General features: G+C 66.0%; 19 protein-coding genes. 12 read left to right on the forward strand and 7 right to left on the reverse strand.

What is annotated here, in order from left to right; all coding sequences use genetic code 11:
• Nucleotides 1-91 precede the first annotated feature (91 nt).
• Both IVB23_RS19485 and IVB23_RS19490 read left to right on the forward strand, forming a co-directional pair.
• On the forward strand, nucleotides 92-2,158 hold the full coding sequence (locus IVB23_RS19485) for an AsmA family protein (RefSeq protein ID WP_247799720.1): 2,067 nt from the start codon (nucleotides 92-94) through the stop codon (nucleotides 2,156-2,158).
• Nucleotides 2,159-2,388: 230 nt separating this feature from the next.
• Entirely contained in the window at nucleotides 2,389-4,836 is a 2,448-nt protein-coding gene (locus IVB23_RS19490; RefSeq protein ID WP_247799721.1) for an adenylate/guanylate cyclase domain-containing protein, read from the forward strand.
• Between the two features lie 218 nt (nucleotides 4,837-5,054).
• Here the strand turns inward: IVB23_RS19490 and IVB23_RS19495 are convergent, their stop codons facing one another.
• From IVB23_RS19495 to IVB23_RS19505, 3 genes are all read right to left on the reverse strand, one after another.
• Nucleotides 5,055-5,273: a hypothetical protein gene (locus IVB23_RS19495; protein WP_061880319.1), complete on the reverse strand. Its 219-nt coding sequence runs from the start codon at nucleotides 5,271-5,273 to the stop codon at nucleotides 5,055-5,057.
• A 94-nt stretch (nucleotides 5,274-5,367) separates the two neighbouring features.
• Nucleotides 5,368-5,772 (reverse strand): PIN domain-containing protein, encoded by a 405-nt coding sequence (locus IVB23_RS19500; RefSeq protein ID WP_061880318.1) that lies wholly within the window; start codon nucleotides 5,770-5,772, stop codon nucleotides 5,368-5,370.
• A complete protein-coding gene (locus IVB23_RS19505) occupies nucleotides 5,769-5,999 on the reverse strand; it encodes an AbrB/MazE/SpoVT family DNA-binding domain-containing protein (protein WP_061880347.1) in 231 nt (76 codons plus the stop codon). The genes IVB23_RS19500 and IVB23_RS19505 overlap by 4 nt, the downstream gene beginning before the upstream one ends.
• Before the next feature lie 292 nt (nucleotides 6,000-6,291).
• Here IVB23_RS19505 and IVB23_RS19510 point away from each other — a divergent pair, with 292 nt between their 5' ends.
• Genes IVB23_RS19510 through IVB23_RS19545 form a run of 8 tightly spaced genes read left to right on the forward strand, consistent with a single transcriptional unit; the run spans nucleotide 6,292 to nucleotide 13,011 of the window.
• Complete coding sequence (locus IVB23_RS19510; protein ID WP_245312060.1) at nucleotides 6,292-6,999, forward strand: GntR family transcriptional regulator; 708 nt, start codon at nucleotides 6,292-6,294, stop codon at nucleotides 6,997-6,999.
• Between the two features lie 47 nt (nucleotides 7,000-7,046).
• Entirely contained in the window at nucleotides 7,047-8,009 is a 963-nt protein-coding gene (locus IVB23_RS19515; protein WP_247799722.1) for an ABC transporter substrate-binding protein, read from the forward strand.
• Between the two features lie 6 nt (nucleotides 8,010-8,015).
• Complete coding sequence (locus tag IVB23_RS19520) at nucleotides 8,016-8,771, forward strand: ABC transporter permease (RefSeq protein ID WP_247799723.1); 756 nt, start codon at nucleotides 8,016-8,018, stop codon at nucleotides 8,769-8,771.
• Nucleotides 8,750-9,556, forward strand: coding sequence for an ABC transporter ATP-binding protein (locus IVB23_RS19525; RefSeq protein WP_247799724.1), 807 nt, complete (start codon nucleotides 8,750-8,752; stop codon nucleotides 9,554-9,556). The genes IVB23_RS19520 and IVB23_RS19525 overlap by 22 nt, the downstream gene beginning before the upstream one ends.
• A 7-nt stretch (nucleotides 9,557-9,563) precedes the next feature.
• A complete protein-coding gene (locus IVB23_RS19530; protein WP_247799725.1) occupies nucleotides 9,564-10,373 on the forward strand; it encodes an ABC transporter permease in 810 nt (269 codons plus the stop codon).
• A 9-nt stretch (nucleotides 10,374-10,382) separates the two neighbouring features.
• Nucleotides 10,383-11,042, forward strand: coding sequence for a polysaccharide deacetylase family protein (locus tag IVB23_RS19535; protein WP_247799726.1), 660 nt, complete (start codon nucleotides 10,383-10,385; stop codon nucleotides 11,040-11,042).
• A 3-nt stretch (nucleotides 11,043-11,045) separates the two neighbouring features.
• A complete protein-coding gene (locus IVB23_RS19540; RefSeq protein WP_247799727.1) occupies nucleotides 11,046-11,915 on the forward strand; it encodes a fumarylacetoacetate hydrolase family protein in 870 nt (289 codons plus the stop codon).
• 52 nt (nucleotides 11,916-11,967) lie between these two features.
• Nucleotides 11,968-13,011, forward strand: coding sequence for a uroporphyrinogen decarboxylase family protein (locus IVB23_RS19545; RefSeq protein WP_197488728.1), 1,044 nt, complete (start codon nucleotides 11,968-11,970; stop codon nucleotides 13,009-13,011).
• A gap of 125 nt (nucleotides 13,012-13,136) precedes the next feature.
• Here the strand turns inward: IVB23_RS19545 and IVB23_RS19550 are convergent, their stop codons facing one another.
• A complete protein-coding gene (locus tag IVB23_RS19550; RefSeq protein WP_247804936.1) occupies nucleotides 13,137-14,426 on the reverse strand; it encodes a Spy/CpxP family protein refolding chaperone in 1,290 nt (429 codons plus the stop codon).
• A gap of 189 nt (nucleotides 14,427-14,615) precedes the next feature.
• Nucleotides 14,616-15,650 carry a LysM peptidoglycan-binding domain-containing protein gene (locus IVB23_RS19555; RefSeq protein WP_247799728.1) on the reverse strand — a complete coding sequence of 345 codons (1,035 nt, stop codon included), beginning with the start codon at nucleotides 15,648-15,650 and terminating at the stop codon, nucleotides 14,616-14,618.
• Between the two features lie 228 nt (nucleotides 15,651-15,878).
• Between IVB23_RS19555 and IVB23_RS19560 the strand changes: the two genes are divergently transcribed.
• Nucleotides 15,879-16,028: a hypothetical protein gene (locus tag IVB23_RS19560; protein ID WP_247799729.1), complete on the forward strand. Its 150-nt coding sequence runs from the start codon at nucleotides 15,879-15,881 to the stop codon at nucleotides 16,026-16,028.
• 264 nt (nucleotides 16,029-16,292) lie between these two features.
• On the opposite strand, the gene IVB23_RS19565 is transcribed toward IVB23_RS19560, so the two are convergent.
• Nucleotides 16,293-17,339 carry a methyltransferase domain-containing protein gene (locus IVB23_RS19565; protein WP_247799730.1) on the reverse strand — a complete coding sequence of 349 codons (1,047 nt, stop codon included), beginning with the start codon at nucleotides 17,337-17,339 and terminating at the stop codon, nucleotides 16,293-16,295.
• A gap of 140 nt (nucleotides 17,340-17,479) precedes the next feature.
• Between IVB23_RS19565 and IVB23_RS19570 the strand changes: the two genes are divergently transcribed.
• Nucleotides 17,480-18,526: a helix-turn-helix domain-containing protein gene (locus IVB23_RS19570; RefSeq protein ID WP_247799731.1), complete on the forward strand. Its 1,047-nt coding sequence runs from the start codon at nucleotides 17,480-17,482 to the stop codon at nucleotides 18,524-18,526.
• 88 nt (nucleotides 18,527-18,614) lie between these two features.
• Here IVB23_RS19570 and IVB23_RS39355 read toward each other — a convergent pair whose 3' ends face one another.
• Nucleotides 18,615-18,737, reverse strand: a complete 123-nt coding sequence (locus tag IVB23_RS39355; RefSeq protein ID WP_256469001.1) for a hypothetical protein — start codon at nucleotides 18,735-18,737, stop codon at nucleotides 18,615-18,617.
• Nucleotides 18,738-18,830 lie beyond the last annotated feature (93 nt).

Below are 18,830 nucleotides of genomic sequence, written 5' to 3' on the forward strand. Positions count from 1 at the left end.
GAGCCGCTTCCCGTCCGGGGATAAACTAAGGGCGCAAAGGACGGGTCATCTGCCGGGTTCGACGCCGATCATCCGTCGTTGGAAAGTCGACATGAGAGCATTGAAATTCGCCGGCGGAGCTTTCGCCGCCGTCATCATCGTGATCGCACTCCTGCTGATGGTGGGAATCCCCTCGGGCTTCCTGACCTCCACGATCGCCTCGCGCGTCGAGAGCGCGACCGGCTATCGCCTGTCGATCGACGGCACCACGAAGATCAGCCTGTGGCCGACGCTGAACGTCACCCTGAACGACCTCACGCTAGCCGACCCCAGGGACCGCAGCGGCATCACGCGCCTGACGATCGGCAGCGTGCAGGCCGACGTGTCGCTCGCAAGCATATGGTCCGGCCGCCCTGAGATCGGCGAGCTCGTCGTCACCCATCCCGTGCTCTACCAGCCGCTGCTGCGTGAGCGCCTGCCGAGTGCCGGCGCCCCGTCGAAGCCGCTCGCGCTCGATACCAATGGCGCCACTATCGACCGCATCAAGGTGATCGACGGCGAAGTTGCATTCTCGCGCCTGCGCGATCGTGTCGAAGGCCGCATCAGCGCCATCAACGCCGACGCGACCGTCGACCACGACCGCAAGGTCAATATCACCGGCACCGCGCGCGTCGGCGATCATCCAACCAAGTTCGACATCAAGGCGGCCGCGCCGGCATCGCCGGCCGAACGGCCGACGGTGCCGGTAGATTTCGCCATCGACATGCCTGACGTGCTGAAGTCCCAGCTCACCGGCCACGCCGAGATGCGGCTCAACCGCGATGTGGTGATGATCAACGGCGTGAACGGCAGGCTCGGCGACGGCGCATTCAACGGCTGGGCTTCGGTCGACATCGCGAGCAAGCCTCTGGTCAAGGTCGACCTCGATTTCCAGCGGCTCGCGATGCCGCTGGCGAAATCGCCGCAGGGCACGGCGGGGCAGCCCTGGAGCGATGCGCCGATCAACGTGTCCGGGCTCAACTATGTCGATGCGCAGTTGCGGATCTCCGCGAACGAAGCCTTGATCGGCGATGCGCGCATCGCGCCGCTGGCGCTCGACGCCAAGCTCGCCGGCGGCGTGCTGAAGGCCGGCACCTCCAATCTCGGCGCCTATGGCGGCCAGGTCTCGGGCGAGGTGATCCTGGATGCGACCAGCGGCGCGCCGAGCTTTGCCATGCATTCCGATCTCGTCGGCGTGCGCGCGCTGCCGCTGCTGCAGGGCCTTGCCGAATTCGACCGCATCGACGGCAAGCTGCAGGCCAAGCTCGCCCTGCGCAGCGCCGGCAACAGTCAGCGCGCGCTGATGGCGAACATGCAGGGCACGGCCTTCGTCAATTTCCAGGACGGCGCCATCCGCGGCATCAACGTCGCGCAGATGATCCGCTCGCTGACGGCGGGCACGCTGTCCGGCTGGCAGGCAAATCAGGACCCGGGCCAGGAGCAGAGCACGGACCTGTCGCAGCTCTCGGCCTCCTTCCGCATCGACAAGGGCCAGGCGGTGACGACCGATCTCAATCTGATCGGGCCGCTGGTGCGCGTCACCGGCGCCGGCACCATCGCGCTCGACACCAAGATGATGGGCTTTCGCGTCGAGCCGAAGCTCGTGATGACGACCGAAGGCCAGGGCCGCACCTCCGAACCGGTCGGCTTCGGCATCCCCGTGATGATCCAGGGCAGCTGGTCGCAGCCGCGGATCTATCCTGATATGGCCGGCATGCTGGACAATCCGGACGCCGCCTATGCCAAGCTGCGCGAGATGGGCAAGGGCCTGTTCGGCCCCGACGGCGCCGGGCTCGGCAACATTCTGGGCAGCCTCGGCAGCAACCTTGGCCTTGGTGGCGCCACCGCGCCAAGCGGCGGCAATGCGCCCGGCAATGCCAATCCGCAAGCCCAGCAGCCGGGGCAGAACAATCCGCTCGGCGGCCCGCTGGGGGAGGCGATCGGCAATCTGATCCAGCAGGGGCTTTCCAGTGGCGCAGCAACCGGCACCGGCTCCGGCCGCAGCCGCAGCGTGCCGGCAACGCCCTCCACGCCTGCGCCGCAGGCCTCGCCTGCGGCGCCCGCGCTGGAGGACCCGCCGCTGGCGCAGCAGGACAGTCAGCCAATGAACGACGTGCTGCGGCAGCTCTTCAATCGCTGACCTAAGGACTGGCGTGCTGGACATCACGGGCAGATCCTTGCATCGGCTTCGACCCCTGCGGCTTCCTCCGAGCGGGATGAGGCTGCGGCAATTTCCCCTTCCACCGGCCCGGAAAGCCGCAGCGGGTAACCACGCCGGCCGGTCCGCCGGCCCCGCCACGGCCCCATGGCCCAAATTGTGGTAGAACGGCCCGTAGCGCGCAGCGTCGATGGCGGCGCGAGAGGATCGGGATGGCAGGAGCGAACGACAAGACACGATCTCTGCGCGGGGGCCTGTTCGCCAAATACGTCGTCTCCCTCGTCGGCCTCGTCGTGTTCGTCCTCGCCGTCAACGGGGCGATGGAGACCTGGATCTCCTACCGCGCCACAAGGACGTCGCTGACCGACGGGCTGGAGGACAAGGCGCAAGGAGCCGCCCGGCGGATCGAGCAGTCGATCTCCGAGCTCGACCGCCAGATCAGCTGGGTGACGCGGGCGAGCCAGGACACGCTGGAGAAGCGCCGCGCCGACTATGCGTCGCTGCTGCACCAGGTCTCCGACGTCAACCAGCTGTTCCAGCTCAATGGCGACGGCCGCGAGGTGTTGCGCGTCTCCAGGCAATCGACCACGACCGGCGGCAATGCCGACCTCTCCCGCGACATGCGCTTCACCGACGCCGTCGCCCGCGGCGTCAGCTATGCACCGGCCTGGTTCGCCGACCGGACGCCGATGATGTCGATCTCGGTGGCGCATTCCGGCTTCAACGCCGGCGTCACCGTGGCCGAGATCGATCTCAGCTTCCTCTCCGACTTCCTGTCGGACGCGCAGGTCGGCAAGGCGGCCTTTGCCTATGTCGTCGATCCGCGCGGCCGCGTGCTGGCGACGTCCTCGAAAGGACCCGAGATTGGCAAGGACCTCTCCAGGCTGCCGCAGGTCGCAGCCGCGATCGCGCCCGGCCACGAGCCGGACACGTCAGGCACCGACTTCAACGGCCATGCGGTGATGAGCGCCGCGAGCATCGTGCCGAAGCTCGGCTGGAGCGTGCTGTTCGAGCAGCCGGCCACGCAGGCCCTGATGCCGATCCGCGACCAGCTGGTGCGCATCGCGCTGCTGATCGGCATGGGCCTGATGGTCGCGATCCTCGCCGGCACGCTGCTGGCGCGCCGCATGATCATCCCGATCACGGCGCTGCGCGACGGCGCCTACAGGCTCGGCGAAGGCGATTTCAGCCACCGCATCGACGTGCACACCTCCGACGAGCTGGAGGACCTCGCCGGGCAGTTCAACCGCATGGCCGACCAGATCCAGGAGACCTATTCGAACCTGGAGACCAAGGTCGAGGAGCGCACCCGCGACCTCGCGCAGTCGATCCACGAGCTCAAGGTGCTGGAGGAGGTCGGCCGCGCGGTGGCCTCCTCGCTCGATCTCAACGCCGTGCTTGCGACGATCGCGGCCCGCGCGATCGAGATCACCCGTGCCGACGCGGTGCTGATCTACGGCTTCGACGCCGAGGCTGGCCGCTTCAACCTGGCCGAGGCCAACGGCATCGACAAATCCGCCGACGGCGCGCACGTCACCATCGAGCAGGGCGAGGACATCCTGAGCGATGCCGCCGCCAGCGGCGAGCCGATCGCGCTGGCCGAGCTCGGCGAGGCCGCCGAGCAGCCGCTGCGCGAGGTCGCGCTCGCGGCCGGCTTCAATTCGGTGCTGGTGGTGCCGCTGATCGACCAGCAGGGCACGCTGGGCGCGCTGGTGGTGCTGCGCCGCGCCGGCGGCGAGTTCGCCGGCAGCGTCATCGGATTGATGCGCACCTTTGCCAACCAGGCCGTGCTGGCGATGCGCAATGCGCGGCTGTTCAGCGAGGTCGACCACAAGAGCCACGCGCTGGAGGCGGCGAACACGACCGTGCGCGCCCAGGCGGACAAGCTCAAGCAGCAGACCGAGCAGCTCAAGGACTGGAACAAGTCGCTGGAGGCGCGCGTCAGGACCCAGCTCGGCGAGATCGAGCGCATCCGCAAGCTCGAGCGCTTCCTGGCGCCGCAGGTGGCGCAGCTGATCGCCTCCTCCGACAGCCCGGAAGGGTTGCTCACCAGCCAGCGCCGCGAGGTCACGGTCGTGTTCTGCGACCTGCGCGGCTTCACCGCGTTCACGGAAGCGACCGAGCCGGAAGAGGCGATGAATGTGCTGCGCGAATATCACGCCGCGCTCGGCAAGCTGATCTTCAAATACGAGGGCACGCTCGACAAATATGCTGGCGACGGCGTGATGATCCTGTTCAACGCGCCGATCCAGTTCGAGGACCACACCAGGCGCGCGGTGAAGATGGCGGTGGAGATGCGCGACACCATCGGCCCGCTGACCGAGCGCTGGCGCAACCGCGGGCACAGCCTCGGCTTCGGCATCGGCATCGCGCTCGGCTATGCAACGCTCGGCCAGGTCGGCTTCGAGCAGCGGCTGGAATATGCCGCGATCGGCAGCGTCACCAACCTCGCCTCCCGCCTCTGCGGCGAAGCCAAGCCCAACCAGATCGTGGTGAGCCGCCGCGTCTACGGCATGGTCGAGCCGTGGGTCGAGGCCCGCGCGCTGGACGATCTCCAGCTCAAGGGCTTCAATCACCCCGTGCTGGCGATGGAGATTTTGAGCTGGCGCGAGGAGGTGGAGAACGTGGTGGATGCGACGGTCGCGCGGATGCGGGGGTAGCCCCAAACGAAACTGCGAAAACAACCCCATGCACAGTAGACGGGGGGTGGAAAATCAATCGGTTACCGGAGCGTCAGACGTAGGCGGTGACGAGAGTGTGAGCTGGACGGAAATTTTGACACGTCGGGCAAAACACTCGCATGATGGCATCATTGGGTTTTAGGCCAAGGCTCATCCTGTCCCAGAGGTGTCTCTGGCATTCGCGTCACTGGTGTCAATCAGCCGACCAGCCCCTTGAGCTTGGCAGGGTCCCGAATATCGCTCTGCGCCTTCAGGAGGATCGCGCCGATGATGCCACCCTGCTTTACGAGCTTCTCTAGCGACTTGGCGTAGGTCTCACTCAGCGCCTCACCAGAGAGGTCCTTGATGTCCTCCCAGCGCGCACCTTTGGGCAGCCTTGAGGCTTCCCAAATTTGCGTGACGCGCTCCTCGTCCATCTTGAGGAAGAGGAGATATAGGCCTGATAGGAGACGCCCTGGTCACGCAGCACGTGCGCGAAATTCCAAACTTTTGCGACGAGGGTTTGGGCGTTCACGGCGTGCTCCCGGGAAACGGATTGACGATGGTGAGCCCACTGAAGCTGCGGCCATGCTGGAGATCTTCGCTGTAGAGCGTGTCACAGCCAGCCTCGATCGCCGCGGCGACGATCAAGGCGTCATAGAAGGCGAGGTTGTGATCGCGCGCCAGTGCGAGCGCTGCCGTGTGCGTGTCCGACGTCAGCGGCGCGATATCGGGAAATCGAAAGCGCAGGGACTGCACGGCGGCCTCGATCACCGGCCAATCCTGCTTCTGCTTCTTGCGCAACACATTGGTGAACTCGTTCAGCACCTGCGCACTGATGACGCCACCGCCGGCAATCATGGTCAGTGCCCGCTGACGGCGGATGTCGGTCGAATAGGCGTAGATCAGGATATTACTGTCGAAGAACGGCCTCACCGCTCGTTCGCCTCGTCGCGGTCGAACTTGTAGTCGTCAGGCAGGGGAAAGTGGAACTGCTCGGCTTGCCTGAGAAATTCCGCCCGCTTGTCGATCTTCTCCACTGCGAGCCGATCCTTCGAGGCTTCGACCACGTTGAGTTCGTCGCCGGGCGAAAGGTTCAGGGCGTCGACGAGCGCCTTGGGCAGGCGAACCGCCAAGCTATTCCCCCATTTGGAAACAAGCATGGGAGCCTCTATGATATACAGATCCATTGTATATCATAGTTCAGATATCCTTTCCCTTCAAGAGGCGGGCTCATCTCGGGCACGGCTTGGCAGGGCCGCATCGTGCCGCCGAGATGGTTGTGGGCGTGATCCTTGCTGCAGTCATGCAGGCGGAAATTATCGCGGCCGGGCACGCCGCCGACATAATAGTAGTAGGATAGCCAGTGGCGCCCATAAAATCGATTTTCGATTTTCTGTTGACCGCTGGGTGGCGCCTTGCAATCATCCCGCGATGGGTCCGCTTCAGTTCGACATGTCCGGAAACCCCGGCGATGGTCCGCGCAGCCTGACGTCGGCGCTGCATGAGCGGCTGCGAGCCGATATCCTGGCGGCGCGCCTGCTGCCGGCCCAGAAGCTGCACATCGCCGGCCTCGCCAAGCAGTTTTCGGTGAGCCTTGCCGCCGTCCGCGAGGCTCTGTCGCGTCTCGTCGCCGACGGGCTCGTGCAGGCGTCGGACCAGCGCGGCTTCCGCGTGAGCCCGGTGTCGCTGGCCGATCTCGCCGACGTGACACAGACCCGGATCGACATCGAGGGCCTCGCGCTGCGCCGTTCGATCGAGCGGGGCGATGACGCCTGGCTCGCGTCGGTGAAGTCGACCTGGGCGGACCTGAAAGGCGTCCCCTATCACTACCCCGATGATCCGACCGTGCACTACGAGGAATGGGTGATCCGTCACCGCATTTTCCACCGTGCGCTCGTCAACGCCTGCGGCTCGCCATGGCTGCTCGGCTTCCGCGACGTGCTGCACGAGCAGAGTGAGAGATATCGCCGTCTCTCGATCCGACGCGAGCTCGGTGGCAAGCCGCGCGACGTCGAGGGCGAACACGAGGCGATCGTCGCTGCCGTGCTGAAGCGCGATGCGGATGCGGCAGTTCGCGCCTTGTCAAAGCATTTCGGCATCACCAAGGAGTTCGTCGAGCTCGCCGCCTCGCGCATTGCGGAGGTGAGCCGCACGACCTGACGATCCCTAGAAATTCGACACAAAAAAAGAGAGACCGGGAGGAAAGAATGAAGATCAATTGCCGTCACGCGTTCATGACGCTCGTTGCCGCCGCAATTTTCGCCGGCCCCGCGAGCGCCGCCGACACCATTCGCGTCGGCCTGCCCACGAAAACATACTGGCCGACCACGATCGCCGAGACCGCCGTGCGGCAAAAGTTGTTCGAGAAGGAAGGCATCAAGGCCGAGCTGACCATCTACCGCAGCGGTGCGGAGACGTTCGAAGGCATGGCTGCGGGCGCGGCCGACATCATCCTCGATCCGCCCTCGCTGGTCTCCGCCGGGCGCAAGAAGGGCGTGATGTCGCGCATCGTCGCCAACGCCGCAATGGGCAATTTCGGCTGGCAGTTGATGGTGCCGACCAAATCGACGCTCGACGTCAAGGACCTCAACGGCAAGAAGGTGGCGATCACCGCGGCCGGCTCGGGCTCGGACCTGCTGGCGCTGTGGACCATCCAGGACAAGAAGATCGACTTCACGCGCGTCCCCGTCGGCGGCGGCGGCCTGGTGCCGAACCTTTTGGCCGGCAATGTCGAAGCCGCCGTGGTCTATTCGCCGCTGAGCTTCCAGATCTCGAAGTCCGGCGAAGCCAAGTCCATTCTCGACTACGCGACCGCGGTTCCGCCGAACCTGACCGCGGGCTGGATCGTGCTCGACAAATTCGCCGAGGCCAAGCCTCAGCTGGTGCAGAAGGCGGTGAACGCGCTCTACGGCGCGGTCGCGTTCATGCGCGCCAATCGCGACGTTACGGTCAAGCTGATCGCCGAGCTCTACGAGATGCCGCCGGAGATCGCCGGCCTCGAATACGACAACACGATCATGAAGCTGGAGACCAGCGGCGACATGGGCGCGGCCAACGTGAGCGCCGCCGTGCAGCTCTCACTCGACCTCGCCAAGCTCGGCGGGCTCAAGGACATCGTGCCCGCCGAGGACGTGATCTCGACCAAGTTCAAGCCCGTCCCGACCAAGTAGTTGGCCATGCAGAGCACGCTTGCCATCAACCTTGCGCGGATCGCGATCATCGTCGCGATCCTTGCGCTGTGGGAGGTGTTGTCGCGCACCGGCATCGTCAATCCGCGCCTGCTGCCGTCGGCGTCCGACACGTTCGTGACGCTCGGCGATCTCCTGCAACGCGCGGCCGTGCAGAAGGACCTGATGGTGACCGCGACCGAGGTGCTGGCCGCGTTCGCGCTGGCCGTCCCCTTTGGCGCGGTGATCGGCTTCCTGGTTGCGGAGAACCGCTACTTCGCCGATGTCGCCAAGCCGCTGCTGTTCTTCGCCTTCAGCATCCCGAAATCGATCTTCCTGCCGATGTTCATCCTGGTGTTCGGCGTCGGCTTTGCCCAGAAGGTCGGCTTCGGCTTCTTCTCCACCATCTTCATCGTGATCATGTCGACCACGACGGCGGTCGAGTCCGTCAAGATCGAGCATCTGACGGTGGCGCGCTCCTATGGCGCCACGCCGATGCAGACGGCGTTCCGCGTCTACCTGCCGAGCATGCTGCCGGTTCTGCTGGAGGCGCTCAGGATCTCCATGATCTTCAACCTGACCGGCGTGATCCTCGCCGAGATGTACGCCTCACGCGACGGCATCGGCCACCAGATCGCGACCTGGGGCGAGAATTTCCAGATGAAGCAGCTCCTCGCCAGCGTCGTGATGGTCGCCGCGATCGCCATGACGTTCAACGAACTTGTCAGATGGGTGGAAACGCGATGCAGCCATTGGCGAACGTGACCCCGCTCAAGCCCGCCGCGCGCGCCGGCGCGATCGAGGTAAAGAATGTCGGCCAGGTGTTCAAGACCCGGTCGCAGGACGTCATCGCGCTGGAGGACGTCTCGCTCGAGATCAAGCCCGGCCGCTTCGTCGTGCTGGTCGGCCCGAGCGGCTGCGGCAAGTCGACCCTTTTGATGATGATGGCGGGGCTGCGTCAGCAGACCGCGGGCACCATCACGATCAGCGGCGCGCCGATCCTGCAGCCCGACCCCGACAGGGTCGGCGTGGTATTCCAGGAGCCGAGCCTGTTTCCGTGGCTGACGGCGGAGGACAATGTCGAGTTTCCGTTGGCGTTGCGGGGTGTCCCCAAGGCTGAACGGCGAGCCAAGGCGCAGGATGCGCTCAAGCTGGTCGGGCTCGACGGCTTCGGCAAGCGCCATCCGCACGAACTCTCGGGCGGCATGAAGCAGCGCGTCTCGATCGCGCGCGGGCTGGTGCAGGACCCGCCGGTGCTGCTGATGGACGAGCCATTCGCAGCGCTGGACGAGCAGACGCGCATGACCATGGGCGACGAGCTGCTGCGCATCTGGGCGGCGACCGGCAAGACGGTCGTGTTCGTCACGCACAGCCTGACCGAAGCCGTCTATCTCGCCGACGAGGTGATCGTCATGTCGGCACGGCCCGGCCGCATCGTGGACCATCTCCAGGTCCAGCTGCCGCGGCCGCGCACCTACGAGATGCTGAGCGGCGATGCCTTCGGGAGCTTGCGCGACCGCATCTGGCGGCACATCCGCAAATCGGCGTGAGGCGGACATGAGTGCCAGGATCAGTGCGAAGACGCTGCGACATCTGATCGTGATCGGCCTGATCACGCTGTGGGAGCTGTTGCCGCGCGCCGGGCTCATCCCGGAACTGTTCCTGCCGTCGCTGTCGTCCACGTTGATGGCGGGATGGACAGACGCCGGCGAATACGGTCATGCGCTTGCTGTCACCCTCTACGAGGTCGTGGTCTCCATGGCGTTCGCCTGCGGCGGCGGCATCCTGCTCGGCGCCATCGTCGGCAGCCTGCCGCGTCCGCGCGTGCTGATCATGCCGATGGTGTCGAGCCTCTATGCGGTGCCGCTTGTGATCCTCTATCCCGTCTTCACGGTGTGGCTTGGCATCGGCTCGGAGTCCAAGATCGCATTCGCCTCGATCTACGGCTTCCTGCCGACGATGCTCGCGACCGCCGCCGGCATCCAGACCATCGATCCGCAACTCTTGCTCGCAGCCCGCAGCATGGGCGCGACGCTGAGCCAGCGGCTGGTCCGCGTCATTATCCCGGCGGCAATCCCGACGGTGCTGTCGGGTCTGCGCGTCGGCGGTGCGCTGGTCATCGTCGGCGTCGTGGTCTCGGAGATGCTGATCTCCTCGGCGGGCATCGGCTACCTGATCTCGCGCTACCGGACGATCCTCGACAGCCCGCACGTATTCGCGGGCGTGCTGCTCGTGCTGTTTCTTGCGATCGGATTCAACGCCGTGATCCGGTGGATCGAGCGCAAGGCGGCGATCTGGCAGACCGGCACCCGCGCCGGTCAGGCCAACGACGACATCGCTTCCAGCGCGATGCAGCCGGCGACCTGAGGTACGCGCGTGTACGACTTGACCCTGACATTCGACAACGGTCCCGACCCTGAGGTGACGCCGCGCGTGCTCGACATTCTCGGCGAGCGCGGAATCAAGACCACCTTCTTCGTCATCGGCGAGAAGCTTGCCGATCCCGAGCGGCGCGGCCTTGCGGAGCGCGCGCACCGTGAGGGGCATTGGATCGGCAATCACACCTTTACGCATAGCATTCCGCTCGGTGAGCAATCGGGGCGAGATACCGCAGAGAACGAGATCGGACGCACGCAGGACGCGATTGGCGATCTCGCACATCCGCAGCGCTGGTTCCGGCCGTTCGGCGGCGGCGGCAATCTCGACACGCGGCTGCTCAAGCCCTCCGTCGTCGACTATCTCGCGCGCAAAAAACACAGCTGCGTGCTCTGGAATTCCATTCCGCGCGACTGGGACGACCCCGACGGCTGGACCGAGCGCGCGCTCGACCAGTGCAACGGACAGCCCTGGACGCTGATGGTGCTGCACGATCTTCCAACCGGCGCGATGGCTCATCTGGAGCTGTTCCTCGACCGCGCCGGTGCCGCCGGCGCGCGCTTCCGCCAGGATTTCCCGCCGCAATGCGTTCCGATCCGCTGTGGCGAGATCGTCCTTCCGATCAACGACTATGTCTCCTGCATTGAAGAGAGTGTTTGACCGATGAAAGTTGCAAGCTTCACGATATCAGGTACTGCGAGCTATGGCATCGTCACCGACAAAGGTGTCATCGATGCCGGCAAGCGCCTGAAGGCATATCCGACCTTGAAGGCGCTGCTCGCGAAGGGGTCGCTCGACGAGTTGAAGCAACTCGCCGGCGAGAAGCCCGACTACGCGTTGCAGGACGTCGCGCTGCTGCCGACCATTCCCGATCCCGACAAGATCTTCTGCATCGGCGTCAACTATGCCACCCATCTGGCGGAGAGCGGCCATCCGACGCCGGCGCATCCGATGATCTTCACCCGCTTCGCCAACAGCCAGGTCGGCCATGGCCAGCCGATGATCCGTCCGCAGGAATCGGAACGCTTCGACTATGAAGGTGAGATGGCCGTCATCATCGGCAAGGCCGGCCGCCGCATCTCGCGTGAAGCTGCGCTCAGCCATGTCGCCGGCTACGCTTGCTACAATGACGGCAGCATCCGCGACTGGCAGCGCCACACCTCGCAATTCGCGCCGGGCAAGAATTTTGCCGGCACCGGCGGCTTCGGGCCCTGGATGGTCACGACCGACGAGCTGACCGATATCGCAAAGCAGACGCTGATTACCCGGCTCAACGGCGTCGAAGTGCAGAAGGCTCCGATCTCCGATCTCGTCTTCGACGTGCCGGCCCTGCTCGCCTATTGCTCGACCTTCACGGAGCTCGTGCCGGGCGACGTGATCGTGACAGGCACGACCGGCGGCGTCGGCGCCTATCGCACGCCGCCGCTGTGGATGAAGGGCGGCGACGTCGTCGAGATCGAGATCTCCGGCATCGGCATCCTGAGCAATCCCGTCAAGGACGAGGGTTCAGTCGCGGCAACGCGCGCGGCCTGAACAGCCGCGCTCAACAACGACATGCCACAACGACAAGAAGAAGGAGAGCCCCATGCCCATGCCAGCACACATCCTGCCGACCACCGTGGTCGGCAGCTATCCGCAGCCGGAATGGCTGGTGAATCGCGCCATGCTGTCGAAGGTGGTGCCGCGCACGCGCCTGCACGACATGTGGCGGTTGCCGCCCGAACACCTGGAAGAAGCCCAGGACGATGCCACCATCGTCGCGATCCGCGACATGGAGCGCGCCGGCATCGATATCGTGACCGACGGCGAAATCCGCCGCGAGAGTTACTCCAATCGCTTTGCTACCGCGCTCGACGGCATCGACGGGGACAATCCCGCAATGATCGTGGCGCGCACGGGCAACACCCAGACGCCGGTGCCGCGCGTCGTCGGCCCTGTGAGGCGCAAGGGCCCGGTCGAGCTGCATGACATGCAGTTCCTGCGAGAGAACACCGAGCGCGCGGCGAAGATCACCCTTCCCGGCCCGTTCACGATGAGCCAGCAGGCCAAGAACGAGTACTACAAGGACGAGGAAGAGCTCGCGATGGCTCTCGCCGAGGCCGTCAATGCCGAGGCGCTCGATCTGCAAAAGGCTGGCGCCGACGTGATCCAGCTCGACGAGCCCTGGGTGCGCAACAATCCGGAGCTCGCCAAGCGCTATGCCGTCAAGGCGATCAATCGCGCGCTGCAAGGGATCACGGTGCCCACCGTGGTGCATCTCTGCTTTGGCTATGCCGCGGTCGTGCCGGGCTCGAACAAGCCGGCCGGCTATTCCTTCCTGGCCGAGCTCGACGACACCACCGCCGACCAGATTTCGATCGAGGCGGCGCAGCCGAAGCTCGACCTCGGCGTGCTCAAGGACCTGTCGTCGAAGAAGATCATGCTCGGCGTGCTCGACCTCGCGGATCCCGCGATCGAGAGCGTCGATACCGTCGCAGAGCGCATCCGCAACGGGCTGAAATATGTCTCGCCGGATCGTCTCGTCCCGGCGCCGGATTGCGGCATGAAATACATGCCGCGCGCGACTGCGTTCGGGAAGCTGAAGGCCATGTGCGACGCAGCGGCGAAGGTCCGGCGGGAGGTCGGCTAAAGCGCGAGGATGAATCGTCGTCGCGCTTTAGGTTGTTGTTTCAGCATGATCTTTTCGGAGAACCGCTGCGCACTTTTCCGGATCATGCTTTAGCGACCTTCACGGGAGGCGTTGCGGCTTCGGCCTCACGCCCCCCGCTTCGGCCCGATCGCCTCGAACCCGGCCTTCTGCTCGTCGCTCAGATCCGCCTGGAAATCGTCGAGCGCATCGGTGACGTCGCCGACGGCTTGCAGCATCGTCTGCAGCCGCGCCTTCACGGCCGGGAGGCGGGCTTGCGGTGTCGCGGCGGGCTCGGTCGGGCAGGCGCTGAGCGTCTGCATGGTGCGCAGGGTGGTGTCCTGGAGCACCTCGAGGCGGGCGCGGGCCACCTCGTCGAGGTGGAGCGTGGAGGCAATGTCGTTTGCGGGCCATTGCTGCTGGACCAGCTGCTCGTATTGGCGCTGCGCCTTTTCGTCATAACGCGGATCGTAGTCGGGCCGGCAGGCGGCGGCCTGCGCATCCCTGGCCGCATCCTTCTGCGAATCCTTTGGCTGATGTGACGCCAGTGCCGCGCGACGGTCGCTGGCGAGGGCATTGAGCCTGGCCTTCTGGTCGTCATTGAGGAGACCGGTGAATTTCGCCAGCGGCGCTTCGATGGCGTCAATCGCCTTGATCATGGCCTCGAGGCGCTCGCGCATCAGGCCGAGGCGTTCCGACGCAGTCGCGGGCGCCTGCTCCGGGCAGGCGGTGTGAATGGCGTCGCGCGACGCATTCCAGGCGGATGCGAGCTCGTCGAGCGCGGTGCGCTGCGGCTCGTTCGGTGTCACGGCCGCGGCGATGCGGTCGACCGGCAGGCCGCCGGTGTCGCTGGCCTCGCAGAGCGTCTCCGCCGTCGGGACCCTTCGTCCACGCCGGCTTTGCGGCGCGGTATAGGCGGCGAGCTCCGTCGCCGCATAGGGCGAGAAGATCGCGGCATAGATGTCGCCATAGCCGTAGAACGAAAGGCTGGTGGTGTCTCCGAACATGATCGCGGTGGTGAGATCATCATGCGCGAACGGCCAGAACACCGGGCCGACCCAGCCGTAGCTGCCGTCGGGATGGCGCCACCAGCCTTGCGGGCGTCGGCCGCCATGCCAGCCCGATAGCGCCGCCTGCGCGGTGAGGGCCGCACGCAGGACGTAGGGATTGGACAGCTGTCCGCGCTCGGCCCCGCGCAGATCTTGCGACCGCAGCGCAGCGGAGCGGTATCGGCTGCCGCGCACGGCCATGCGGGAATGGCGCAGGCGCGACAGGCCGAGCATGTGGCCGACCGCGAAGCGTGCAACGCCAACCGGACCGCCGCGCAATCCGAACTGCGCCTCCGCCTTGCTGGGCAGCAACACTGCCGCAATCACGAGGGTCGCGCCGGCCAGTGCCAGTCCCATGCGTCCCGACATGATCGCCGAACTGGCCACCTCGGCCTCCTCCCAGCACCAAGCGCAATGCGTCGCAGCACAATGACGCGCGAGGGAACCGATTGTTCCGGAGAGACACAGGGCAAAGCGTCGCGGGCCACCGCGCGCTCGGCCCGCGGACAGGCGACTTTCAACACGCCTGCCTGGGCGGGGAGAGGATGGAGCGTGCCGTCACTCCGCCTTTTGCGGCATCACGAAAGTCTGGCCGGGATAGATCAGATTGGGATTGTTGATCTTGTCGCGGTTGGCCTTGAAGATCACCGCGTAACGGGCGCCGTCACCATAGGCGAGCCGGCTCAGAGCCCACAGACTGTCGCCACGGGCAATGACCCGGCTGCCGCCGGCCGGCGCCGGTGCGGTGGTGAGCACGTCCGCCGGCGAGGCCGATGCGACCGTGGTGTCCGCCGGCGCACGCGCGAGGACCTTGGGTTTCGGCGCGCCGGTCAATCTCGGCCGGGCTGCCTGCCTGTCAGGCGCTGAAGCCAGGCGCGGCGAGGCCGATGGCAGAGCAGCCACGACGTCCGGCTTGTCGTCGGGCTTTTCGGCCTGCTTCGGCTCCTGTCCCGCATCTTGCTTCGCGGCCGGTGTGGGCCGCGCGGGCGGCGGCGCCGCCGCGGCGATCGTCACCGGCATGGTCCGGCCGGACTCCGTCACCGTGCCGTCCGGCGCCTTGGCCCGGAGCGTCAATTCATAGGAACCGGAGGGAAGCTGCGGCGGGGTCATGACGAACTGGCCCGAGGCGTCCGCGACGACGCTATCGAGCGCCTTGCCGTCGCGCAGCAGCTCGACCCTTGCGCCCGGCGTGGCGCGGCCCGCGATCACCGCCGCCTCGCCGTGATCGTCGACGCGGGCGACGTCGAAACGAGGGCCGCTCTCCGCAACCGCCGGCGGCGGCTTGACCGGCGCGAGATCGGCGAGCGCGGCCGTGACCTGGTTCTGCGTCTCGGCCAGCGCGCCCGCCTTCGGCCCGGCGGCCGGGGCCGGCGGCGAACCGCCGGCGAGTTTTGGCTGTTCCGGCTTGAGCTCGGCCTTGGCCTCCGCTTTGGGTTCAGCTCTGGGTTCGGGCTTGGCCTCCGGCTTGGCGGCGACGGCGGTCTCCATCCCGGACGGCAACAGGCGGCGCAGCCCGGTCGGGCCGATCACCAGTGCGGTGCCGGCCAGTGCGAGCAGACAGAGGGCAATGAGGGCCTTGGATGCGGTGATCATCTGAAAAGGACCTTGGGTGGCAAATCAGCCGAGGCCGGCAAAGTGCGCCGATTTGGCTGCGGCAGCAAGACGTTCGATGGGATGATAAGCCTCCGTCCCGGCGCCCGGGATGAACCGGGGCCACCCCGCCGGCGTCCAATCGTCGAGGCCGCAGCGCGGCATGTCTTCAAGGAATTTCCCGTGGCCGTATTTCGCCGTCCCGCCCGATGACTGGCGCTGGTCCTGACGGTGGCCGCTTCACCCGCACTCGCTGCCTCCGGCCCGCCGCCCGGCTTCACCGTGTCCGACAACACCGATCTCGCCTTCACCTCGCCCGACCGCGCCACCAAATGCGGAGGCGCTGCGATGGGAGATCAGGCGGTGAGGCTTCATCGTTGACGCGAGGCCGCCATGCCCGGGCTTGTCTCCCGGCGGAGGCGGTTGCGGCCTAGCATCGGCGTCATTCACGCCCCCGCCGTGACCGTCCAGAACGCGCGCCATCCGCGGCGGCCGAGCGCAGCCAGCCGCCTCCAAGACAGGCGAGACAGGCCGGCCGCCAGCGAAGCGCGGGCGAGGAGGAGGTGGACGACGACGTCAATCACGGCTGCCTCGCGTGCGGTTCGACCGCAATCGCGCCGATGCGCGCAAGGATGTGCGCGCCCCTCATGGCCGCGCCTCCAGGATCATGTTGAAGGGCGAGGCGGCAGCCTTGCCGATCTGCGAGAAGCCGCCTTGCCGCAACACCTGCGCGATGCGCTTCTCGCCGGCCTGCGCTCCCAGGCCCAGACCGACGTCCTGGCTCAGCGACGTCGGAAGGCAGATGTGGGTGGAGCCGGCGTAGTAAACCCGCCCGACCGGATTGAGATTGTCGGCAAGGCTGTCGCCCGCCGCCGGCTCGACCAGCATCAGCGTGCCGTCGTTCTTCATCGCTGAACGAATGTGGCGGGCGGCGCCGACGGGGTCGCCCATGTCGTGCAGCGCATCGAACATCGTCACGAGATCGAAGCCGGATCCGGCGAAATCCTGCGCCTTGGCGACCTCGAATCGCAGATTGCGTACGCCGGAGATCTCGGCCCGTGCGCAGTCGATCGAGGCCTCGTCGTAGTCGATGCCGATGAAGTCCGAGTTCGGGAATGCTTCAGCCATGAGCCGGGTCGAATAGCCATGGCCGCAACCGACGTCTGCGACCTTGGCGCCCCGCTCCAGCTTCTCGACGACGCCGCCCAGCGCAGGCAGCCATTCGGCGATCAGATGCGCGCGATAGCCGGGCCGGAAGAAGCGGTCGACGCCGCACGACATGCAATTGCAGTGATCGCTCCAGCGCAGGCCCTTGCCGGTCTTGAACGCCTCGGCCAGTCGCGGCTCGTCGTGATAGACCGCCGGCAGCAGGCTGAAGCCGCCCACCATCGCGACCGGGCTGTTCTCATCGGCGAATACGGCCTTCTGCTCCGGTGTCATGCTGAACGTGTCTTTCGTCGCATCAAAGCTCACGAAGCCGGAAGCCGCCTGTGCGGACAGCCATTCGCGAACGTAGCGTTCGTGAGTCCCCGTTCGCCTGGCCAGCTCGGCTGACGACATCGGGCTGTCGGCCAGCGCGCGGAATAGTCCCAGCCGGTCGCCGAGGACGACCAACGCCGCATTGGAGGCGGCGCCGAGTTCGTTGACGACGAGGCCAAGCAGCTGCTCGAGCTTCTTCTCATCCAGGTTCATGACTTGCTCCTTCGAAGGCGCGGACAATGCGCCCGGTGAGGTGCGACATACGGTGTCTGGACTTGGCGATGCAGAGGCAGAATAGTCAGCTTCGAGCCAATCGAGCCAAAGGCTGCAGAATGTCACGTGGACGTGTACGCGTGAGTATTCCGGTGTTCGCCGAATGCGATCCGTCGATCATCTACGGCGTGTTCGACACGCTGTGGGGCGCGGGACGGATCTGGGACGGCGTCAAGGGCGGCACGCCGGAGGGCCTGTTCGAGCCGCGGCTGGTGGGTGCCGAACCTGGCCCGATCACGCTGATCACCGGGGTCAGCATCCTGCCGCAGGACTTGGTCGATCAGGTTGAGTCAACCGACATCGTGTTCGTGCCGAATGTCATCGTCACCACGGAGACGGGCACCGCCGTGCTCGATCGCCGGCTCATCGCATGGATCAGGCGGATGCACGAAGCGGGCGCGCAGATGTACGGATCGTGCGGCGGGTCTCTCGTGCTCGCCGAGGCCGGCCTGCTCGACGGATACGAGGCAACCACGCACTGGGTTTACGAGCCGGTGTTTCGAAAGCATTTCCCCAAGGTCAAGCTTCGCATGGAGCGCGTGCTGGTGCAGAACGGGCCCGGTCACAATCTCGTCTGCGGGGGCGGTGCATCATCCTGGCAGGATCTCGCGCTGCTGATCGTCGCGAAATACGGCGGTACGGAAGAGGCGATTCGCATCTCGAAACTCTTTCTCTACCAGTGGCATCGCGAAGGACAATTGCCGTTCGCCTCGATGGTGCAGAACGTGGATCACGGCGACGGCGTGATCAGCAAGTGCCAGGACTACATCGCGCAGAACTACCAGCGGCAGGACCTCATTGCGGCGCTGGTGCACCACTCCGGATTGCCGAAGCGCTCTTTCGACCGCCGCTTCCGGGCAGCGACCGGCTATTCGCCGCTCGCCTATGTGCAGACGCTGCGCATCGAGGAAGCCAAGCAACTGCTCGAGACGACGGAAACAGGCATCGAGGACATCTGCCGCGAGGTCGGCTACGAGGACGTGGCGTCGTTCCGCCGCTTGTTTCGAAAGCAGGCCGGCGTGTCACCGAAGGATTACCGGCGCAAATTTCAGCTTCCCGACTACGTCACGGGAGCGCGGCCCGCGGCCTTCGGCACATCGGTCAGGCCGCGGCGGGCTGCCGGCTGACGACAACAGGGATCACGGTGGCGGCAAGGCCTGACGGGCTGCTGCAGGACCTCGCCAGAACAGGCGCAAACCCGCGCGCTCGGGAAGCTCACAACGTTCGCCGGGCCGCCCGCACTTCGGCGAATTCGGCGTCGGGATGGCTGACGATGGTGGCGACCATGATGCCGCTGATGATCAGCGACCAGGCGGTGTTCCAATAGATCCAAAACACGAGCCAGCCTCCATTTCCATCTCTCGCGTCCGTCGCGCGAGGCTAACGGCGTGGCGATGCCGCCGTTCCACGGCGCAACGACCGTCCAACAGC

It is taken from the genome of Bradyrhizobium sp. 191, assembly GCF_023100985.1.
Classification (GTDB): domain Bacteria; phylum Pseudomonadota; class Alphaproteobacteria; order Rhizobiales; family Xanthobacteraceae; genus Bradyrhizobium; species Bradyrhizobium diversitatis.

Excerpts from the sequence above, each read along its gene's own strand:
- IVB23_RS19485 (WP_247799720.1), top strand. The coding sequence starts at position 92 with ATGAGAGCATTGAAATTCGCCGGCGGAGCTTTCGCCGCCGTCATCATC.
- IVB23_RS19490 (WP_247799721.1), top strand. The coding sequence starts at position 2,389 with ATGGCAGGAGCGAACGACAAGACACGATCTCTGCGCGGGGGCCTGTTC.
- IVB23_RS19495 (WP_061880319.1), bottom strand. The coding sequence starts at position 5,273 with ATGGACGAGGAGCGCGTCACGCAAATTTGGGAAGCCTCAAGGCTGCCC.
- IVB23_RS19505 (WP_061880347.1), bottom strand. The coding sequence starts at position 5,999 with ATGCTTGTTTCCAAATGGGGGAATAGCTTGGCGGTTCGCCTGCCCAAG.
- IVB23_RS19510 (WP_245312060.1), top strand. The coding sequence starts at position 6,292 with ATGTCCGGAAACCCCGGCGATGGTCCGCGCAGCCTGACGTCGGCGCTG.
- IVB23_RS19515 (WP_247799722.1), top strand. The coding sequence starts at position 7,047 with ATGAAGATCAATTGCCGTCACGCGTTCATGACGCTCGTTGCCGCCGCA.
- IVB23_RS19520 (WP_247799723.1), top strand. The coding sequence starts at position 8,016 with ATGCAGAGCACGCTTGCCATCAACCTTGCGCGGATCGCGATCATCGTC.
- IVB23_RS19525 (WP_247799724.1), top strand. The coding sequence starts at position 8,750 with ATGCAGCCATTGGCGAACGTGACCCCGCTCAAGCCCGCCGCGCGCGCC.
- IVB23_RS19530 (WP_247799725.1), top strand. The coding sequence starts at position 9,564 with ATGAGTGCCAGGATCAGTGCGAAGACGCTGCGACATCTGATCGTGATC.
- IVB23_RS19540 (WP_247799727.1), top strand. The coding sequence starts at position 11,046 with ATGAAAGTTGCAAGCTTCACGATATCAGGTACTGCGAGCTATGGCATC.
- IVB23_RS19545 (WP_197488728.1), top strand. The coding sequence starts at position 11,968 with ATGCCCATGCCAGCACACATCCTGCCGACCACCGTGGTCGGCAGCTAT.
- IVB23_RS19550 (WP_247804936.1), bottom strand. The coding sequence starts at position 14,426 with ATGTCGGGACGCATGGGACTGGCACTGGCCGGCGCGACCCTCGTGATT.
- IVB23_RS19555 (WP_247799728.1), bottom strand. The coding sequence starts at position 15,650 with ATGATCACCGCATCCAAGGCCCTCATTGCCCTCTGTCTGCTCGCACTG.
- IVB23_RS19565 (WP_247799730.1), bottom strand. The coding sequence starts at position 17,339 with ATGAACCTGGATGAGAAGAAGCTCGAGCAGCTGCTTGGCCTCGTCGTC.